The 6,916-nt window shown below is 69.8% G+C and carries 6 protein-coding genes and 1 tRNA gene; 6 read left to right on the forward strand and 1 reads right to left on the reverse strand.

Annotated elements, in window-relative coordinates:
* Positions 1–115: 115 nt before the first annotated feature.
* From G3I41_RS28035 to G3I41_RS28050, 4 genes are all read left to right on the forward strand, one after another.
* Positions 116–871 (forward strand): transposase family protein, encoded by a 756-nt coding sequence (locus G3I41_RS28035; RefSeq protein WP_164399605.1) that lies wholly within the window; start codon positions 116–118, stop codon positions 869–871.
* Between the two features lie 417 nt (positions 872–1,288).
* Positions 1,289–1,468, forward strand: a complete 180-nt coding sequence (locus tag G3I41_RS28040; protein WP_164403170.1) for a hypothetical protein — start codon at positions 1,289–1,291, stop codon at positions 1,466–1,468.
* Between the two features lie 383 nt (positions 1,469–1,851).
* Positions 1,852–2,049 carry a helix-turn-helix domain-containing protein gene (locus tag G3I41_RS28045; protein ID WP_164403171.1) on the forward strand — a complete coding sequence of 66 codons (198 nt, stop codon included), beginning with the start codon at positions 1,852–1,854 and terminating at the stop codon, positions 2,047–2,049.
* On the forward strand, positions 2,046–3,440 hold the full coding sequence (locus G3I41_RS28050) for a tyrosine-type recombinase/integrase (protein WP_239081872.1): 1,395 nt from the start codon (positions 2,046–2,048) through the stop codon (positions 3,438–3,440). The genes G3I41_RS28045 and G3I41_RS28050 overlap by 4 nt, the downstream gene beginning before the upstream one ends.
* Before the next feature lie 260 nt (positions 3,441–3,700).
* On the opposite strand, the gene G3I41_RS28055 is transcribed toward G3I41_RS28050, so the two are convergent.
* A tRNA-Arg gene (locus G3I41_RS28055) sits at positions 3,701–3,776 on the reverse strand.
* 318 nt (positions 3,777–4,094) lie between these two features.
* On the opposite strand from G3I41_RS28055, the gene G3I41_RS28060 reads away from it, so the two are divergent.
* Together G3I41_RS28060 and G3I41_RS28065 are read left to right on the forward strand one after the other, a co-directional pair.
* Complete coding sequence (locus G3I41_RS28060) at positions 4,095–5,747, forward strand: dynamin family protein (protein WP_164403173.1); 1,653 nt, start codon at positions 4,095–4,097, stop codon at positions 5,745–5,747.
* A partial coding sequence (locus G3I41_RS28065) for a YfjP family GTPase (protein WP_203601762.1) occupies positions 5,744–6,916 on the forward strand: 1,173 nt, incomplete at its 3' end. The genes G3I41_RS28060 and G3I41_RS28065, both read left to right, overlap by 4 nt.

The following is a 6,916-nucleotide window of genomic DNA, read 5'->3' on the forward strand; positions in this document are numbered from 1 at the left end:
TGAGCTCTTTCCAAGCTGGTGACGATGACCGCGAGTTGGACGGGTCTGCACAACGACGAAGCCCCTGGTAGACGGGTTCTCGACCAAGATCACCCGTGTCTGCCAGGAGCTTCATGTGCTTGTCTACCCGTCGGCGATTGATCTGTCCAGCCGCACCCTGCGGTTCCTGACCGGACGGCTGGAGGCCAGGCGGCGGGAGATCGGGACGCGTTGGCGACGCCTTCCCGCCTCGCGACAGGCCCTGCTCGCCCTGGCCCACCTGCGATGCGGTGACACCTACGCCCAGCTTGCCGCCGGGTTCGGCGTCGGGATCGCGACCGTCTACCGCTACATACGCGAAGTCGTCGAGGCCCTGGCCGGCCTTGCCCCGTCCCTGGACGAGGCGATGCGGACGATCCGGGAGAAGGCGTTCGTCATCCTCGACGGCACCCTCCTGCCGATCGACCGCATCGCCGCCGACACCCCGTACTACTCCGGGAAGCACAAGCGCCACGGCATGAACGTGCAGGTCCTCACCGATCCGTTCGGACGGCTGCTCTGGGCCTCACCGGCGCTGCCCGGCTCGACCCACGACCTGACCGCCGCGCGACATCACGGGATCATCGAAGCCCTCACCGAAGCAGGACTCAGGTGCTGGGCGGACAAGGCGTACCAAGGCGCCGGCGGACCCGTCCGGGTCCCGTTCCGGGGCCGCCGCCTCAAGAGATGGAAGCGCCGCCACAACACCACCCACGCCAAGATCCGCTGCCTCGGCGAGCAGGCCATGGCCACCCTCAAGGGCTGGCGCCTCCTGCGGAAGCTGCGCTGCAGCACCAACCGCATCACAGCGATCGTCCAAGCCGTCCTCGTCCTTCACCACGCGTCAGCGTGAGGTTGGAAAAGGCTCATTGGAATACCGCTGCGATGGATTCGCCCACGGCAGACAGGAAGGAGCGCCAAAAGACTGGATAGCTGCGCGAGGGCTATGTCAACGTACAACGTCCCGCAAAAAGCTACGCCAGTTGGTGCTGCTGCTCGATCGCGAGCAGTTTCCGAGAGCCACCCGGAGGCAAGAGTCGCGAAGACCGCCTCGAACGGCGTAAACCCATCCTGGGAGGTCTGTTCTGTCTGATCCTGCTATCCGATCTGCCCGCTTCACCCCGCACGTGCTCTTTGCCCTCGGGTTCAATGCCTGGGTGGGAAAAACGACGATGATTACCTGGCGGTCTCCACGGGCCTCTGCCTCTGCGTCTGCGCCGCCGGCCTTTTCGGTGAGGACTTGGTGCAGCGCGGGCATCGCCAAGACCTGATGGTGCTCGCGCACGTCGCGGCGCACTCCGGCGCCGAAGCCCGAGGTGTCGCCCGAGCCGTCGGCAGCCCCGAACGCGTCGTGGCTCGCAACCTCAGTCGACTCACCGAGGACGGGCTCCTCGCCCTGGTGGATGACGACGCGCACCCCGCGCCCAGGTCCTACCGGCTTACCTCGTAGTTCGCGGTTGCGGGGCGGAATGTAGCCGACGATCCCCGGTTACCGAAACCGGGGATCGTGCAGACCATTGAGGGAGTTCGCACCCGACTGTGCTTGGCGGTGGAGTCGGGGGCGGGCGTAGTCGATCGCGCCGTAAAACGTAAGGAGTTCATGTTCGGCGCACGGTCGCTATTGCCCTGAATCGCGACTCCAATCGGCTCCAGTCAGCGACGCCTCACTGTGCCGTCGGGGTCTGGCGTTCTGTTTACGCTCCATCGCGCTCCGCGCCCGTCTGCTAAGGACCTCACTCGCATGTGCCGACTTGTGATACCCCCTGCCCATCTTCATCTCGAGGTGGTAGGCCGTTGCCGCCACAATGCTGGCAGCGGCAACGGGGTGAAGTCATGGGAGTAGCAGTTCGGCCTGGAGCGAAGCTGACCGTAGAGCAAGTGTGCGACGAGTTGGGGGTCGCACGCAGCACCTTCTACGACTGGCGGCAGAAGGGGCGCGGGCCGCGTTGCATTCGACTTCCCAATGGCTCCCTGCGAGTGCGACGTAGCGATTTCGAAAACTGGCTTACTGATTGTGAGGACGCATCTTGATTGATGGCACGTTTGACGTACGGATCTACAACATCGAGCGCCGGACGCGAGCGAACGGATACACCTACAAGGTGATCTGGAAGGTCGGTACCAAGAAGCACAGCAAGACGTACCCGACCAAGGCTCTCGCGGATGCCCGTCGGTCCGACCTGTTGACCGCGGTCAAGCGTGGTGAGCCCTTCAGCCACGAGACCGGCCTGCCGATCTCGTACGCCAGCAAGGCGGCCGACATCAACTGGTACGACTTCGCGGTCGAATTCGTTGACAAATCTTGGCCGCGCTTCTCCGCCAACACACGGAAAAACGTCGCCAAGGCTCTGACCCCTGTGACCATCGCCTTGCTCCGCACGCCTCCGAGGCAGTTCGATCCGGTCAAGGTGCGGATGGCACTGCGCGAATGGGCCTTCAACTCCAAGCGCCGGACGAACCCCGAGGAGACGATGCCCGACGACGTGCGCGTCATTCTCGACTGGGTTCAGCGCAACACGCTGTCCATGTCGGCGTGGGAGCAGTCGGACCACGTCGACTCGGTCATATCCGCTCTCGGAACGCTGCTGGACGGGACCCCCGCAGCCGCCAGCTCCGTGTCCCGCAATCGGCGGATCATGAACCTGGTGATGGAGTACGCGGTCCGCCACAGCATCCTCCGCCAGAACCCCCTGCCCAAAGGCAAGGGAAGCGGAGGCGGCGCCCCCAAGGTCGCCCAGGCCATCGACAAGCGGTCTCTGCTGAACCCTGAGCAGGTTACCGCCCTCCTGGCCTGGATCGGCACGCGTCCCCTGCGGCGAGGTCCGCTCTACCGAGCCTTCTTCGCGACGCTCTGTTACGCCGGCCTCCGTCCCGAGGAAGCGGTCGCACTTCACGTGAGTGACGCCACGCTGCCGGAAGAGGGCTGGGGTGAGTTCATCGTCCACAGCGCCCGTCCGGAGGTCGGCAGTCAGTGGACCGACAGCGGAGAGCCCCACGATGACCGTGACCTGAAGGGGCGGGCGGAGGGGGACACCCGGACCGTGCCGATCCACCCTGATCTCGTCGCCTTCCTCCGCGAGGTCATCGGCAAGTACAAGCTCAAGCCGACAGACCTCCTCTTCCCTGGAGAGTTCGGCGGCAGGCTGGCGGGCTCGGTCTTTCGGCGGGTCTGGGACAAGGCCCGAGAGGCGGTCCTCCAGCCCCACGAATACGAGTCGCCGGCGGGCAAGCGCGTGTATGACTGCCGCCACACCTGCCTCACCGCGTGGCTCAACAAGGGCATACCCCCGGCCCAGGTCGCCGAGTGGGCGGGGAACAGCGTGCCCGTGCTGCTGGCCATCTATGCGCGGTGCATCGTCGGCCAGCGGGACAACTACCTGAAGCAGATCCACGACGTCAGGTATGTCGGCAAGGCCGATTAGCCCGGAGCGAGAAGGGCGGTGCCGGACCCCAGCCACGGGGGCCCGGCACCGCCCTTCGGCGTTGTCGCGCGAGGCCATATGGATGCATTTGGCCCCTGGGGGCTGGGGGACGCATGGGGGACAGCCACCCGTAGAACCCCGGTTTCAGCCGGTGCCAGCCGGACTCCAGCGCCGTCCGCCAAGCTGGCGTACGCTGGAGATGCGCGAACATCAGACACAGTCTGACCAGGCAAAACGTGGTCGATCTGACGTGATGCCAGTGGCGCCCCCGGCAGGACTCGAACCTGCGGCCAAGCGCTTAGAAGGCGCCTGCTCTATCCACTGAGCTACGGGGGCCGGGTGGTGGCTGCGGTGGTCAGGAGCCCCGGGGCCCGGGCGGTCCGTGACCTTGCCGGGACAAGGATAGGGCTCCGATCGGCTCGACCTCGTTGCTTCACCTGCGTGGCACGATGTGGAGGTTCGGTGAAGCGAAACGATAATCGCAGGTAGGTACGGATCACGCACCGCTTTTGACGCTTCACGCCACGGGTGTTGTGCACTCGTTATGCCTGCGCCCCGCTCATCCCCTCTGTCCGGACGGAGGAACCGGCGCGCAGAGGTGGTTATACGCTTCAAAAAGGCGCCAAAATTGGGCATTCTTCGCATGTGGTGACCTTGGACGTACGGCCTCAGCTCATCGACGCACTCTCCGCCCTGCGCGACAGTGTCGCCGCCGTGCGTCTGCCACTCCCGCTCCCAGGGGCCCCTCGCGCCAGGCAGACCCGGACCGAGCTGCTCGCCCAGCTCGACGACTACCTGCTGCCCCGGCTCAAGGACCCCGAGGCGCCCCTGCTCGCCGTCATCGGCGGATCGACCGGCGCCGGCAAGTCGACGCTCGTCAATTCGCTGGTGGGGCGCCGGGTCAGCGAAGCCGGGGTGCTGCGGCCCACCACCCGCACGCCCGTCCTCGTCTGCCACCCGGACGACCAGCACTGGTTCGCGGGCGTACGGGTGCTGCCGCAGCTCACCCGGGTCTGGCTGCCGCCCGAGGAGCACGCCGAGCCCGGCCAGTGCGACGACCTCGAAGGACCCGACGGCCACGCCGCCGAGGAGGGCACCGCGCTGCGCGTCGAGACCGCGGCCGGGCTGCCGCGCGGGCTCGCCCTGCTGGACGCCCCCGACATCGACTCCCTCGTCGTCCGCAACCGGGTCCTGGCCGCCGAACTCATCTGCGCCGCCGACATCTGGGTCATGGTCACGACGGCCTCCCGGTACGCCGACGCCGTGCCCTGGCATCTGCTCCGTACCGCCAAGGAGTACAACGCCTCGCTCGTCACCGTGCTCGACCGCGTCCCGCACCAGGTGATCGCCGAGGTCTCCCGCCAGTACGGGGCCCTGCTGGCCAAGGCCGGGCTCGGCGAGGTGCCCCGGTTCACCATCCCCGAGCTGCCCGAGTCGGCGGGCGGCGGCAGCGGACTCCTGCCCACCACCGCGGTCGCCCCGCTGCGCGCCTGGCTCGCGCACCGCGCCCAGGACCCGGCCGCCCGCCAACAGGCCGTCGGCCGGACCGCCGCCGGGGTCATCGACTCCCTGGACGTCCGCATGCCCGCGCTCGCCGGCGCCGTCGCCGCGCAGTACGCCGCCGCCGTACGGCTGACGGGCGTGGTCGAGGAGGCGTACGGGAAGGAGGGCGCCCGGCTCCGGCGCAGGCTGAAGAACGGCGGCGCGCTCGCCGGCGACGCCCGGACCCGGTGGCGCGGCTACCCCACGTACAGCACCTCCGAGGAAGTGCTCGACGCGCTCGTCGAGAGTCTGGCCGCGCTCCTGGAGTGCGGGGTCGCCGCCGCCGACGAGCAGATCCGCGCCGTCTGGCGCAAGGAGCCCGCCGCGGCGGGCTTCGCCTTCGAGGCGGCGGGGCGCGAGGAAGGCGGCTGGGGACCGGCCGAGGACATCCGGGGCCGGATCGCCATGACCGTACGCAGGTGGCGCCGGATCCTGGAGGAACTGGCCGAGGAGGAGCTGCGCCTGATGGAGCGCAACACCGCCCCGGACCCCGAGACCGTCGCCACCCTGCTGGCCGCCGCCCTGCTCGGCGGACGCCGCGCCCGCACCGCCGGCGAGCAGCTCGCCGAACGCATCGGGGCGCAGGGTGCGCTGCGCCTGCGCGACAAGGGCGGCGCGCTGCTCACCAACTGCCTCGACCACGTGCTGAACGGTGAACGCGACCGGCGGCTCGCGCCCCTGGACGCCCTCGACGTGGCCCCCGAACCGCAGGCCGAACTGATCGCCGCGCTGTCCCTACTGCAGAAGGAGAGGTGGCAGCGATGACTGCCGTCACTGACGAGAATCCGGGGCAGGGCGGGGCCGGGGAGCAGCTGTCCGACGCGTCGCCCTCCGACGCGTCGCCCTCCGACGCGTCGCACTCCGGCACCTCCCGGTCCGACACCTCCCGCTCCGGCAGCGGCTGGGACGACGGGCTGATCGCCCGGCGCGCGCAGGCCGCCCGGAAGCGGGCGGAGCAGACCCCGGACGAGGCTCCCGAGGAAGAGGACGAGGACGACGGACGGCCGCAGGTCGAGGCGTACGTGGACTCCGGCAGCCCGCTCCGGCCCCGCCTGGACGCCCTGCGCGAGCTCGTCGGCCTGTCCAGGGCCCGCCTGGACCGGGCCGCGCTCGCCGAGGCGGGCCGGGTGCTGGACGAGGCGGCGGCCCGCCAGCGGCTCTCCTCCCGGCACACCGTCGTCGCCATCGCCGGGGCGAGCGGCAGCGGGAAGTCGGCCCTCTTCAACGCCCTGGCCGGCGCCCAGCTCTCCGAGACCGGCCTGCGCCGCCCCACCACGTCCTCCCCGCTCGCCTGCTCCTGGACCGACGGGGCCGCCGGGCTGCTGGACCGCCTCGCCGTACCCGGCCGGCTCCGGCGCAGGCCGGCGTCGGGCGCGGCGGCCGACGAGGCGCTCCAGGGCCTGGTCCTGGTCGACCTGCCCGACCACGACTCGGCGGCGAAGGGCCACCGCGACCAGGTGGACCGGGTGCTCGCCCTGGTCGACGCGGTGATCTGGGTGGTGGACCCGGAGAAGTACGCGGACGCCGCCCTGCACGAGCGCTACCTGCGGCCCCTCGCCGGCCACGCCGAAGTCACCTTCGTCGTGCTCAACCAGATCGACCGGCTGCCGGGCGAGGCCGCCGACCAGGTCCTGGACGACCTGCGCCGGCTGCTGGACGAGGACGGCATGGCACTCGGCGAGCACGGCGATCCCGGGGCGACCGTCCTGCCCGTGTCCGCCCTCACCGGCGAGGGCGTCGGCGAACTGCGCGAGCTGCTCGGCCGGTTCGTCCAGGAGCGCACGGCGGCGACGCGGCGCCTGTCCGCCGACGTGGACGCCGCGGCGGCCAGGCTCCGCCCGGTGTACGTCGCCGAGGGGCGGCCCGGTCTGGGGGAGCGGGCCCGGGAGGAGTTCGCGGACCGGCTCGCGGAGGCCGTGGGCGCGGCGGCGGCG

Origin of the sequence: Streptomyces sp. SID9727, from assembly GCF_010550605.1 — a bacterium.
In the GTDB taxonomy this organism is placed as follows: Bacteria; Actinomycetota; Actinomycetes; order Streptomycetales; family Streptomycetaceae; genus Streptomyces.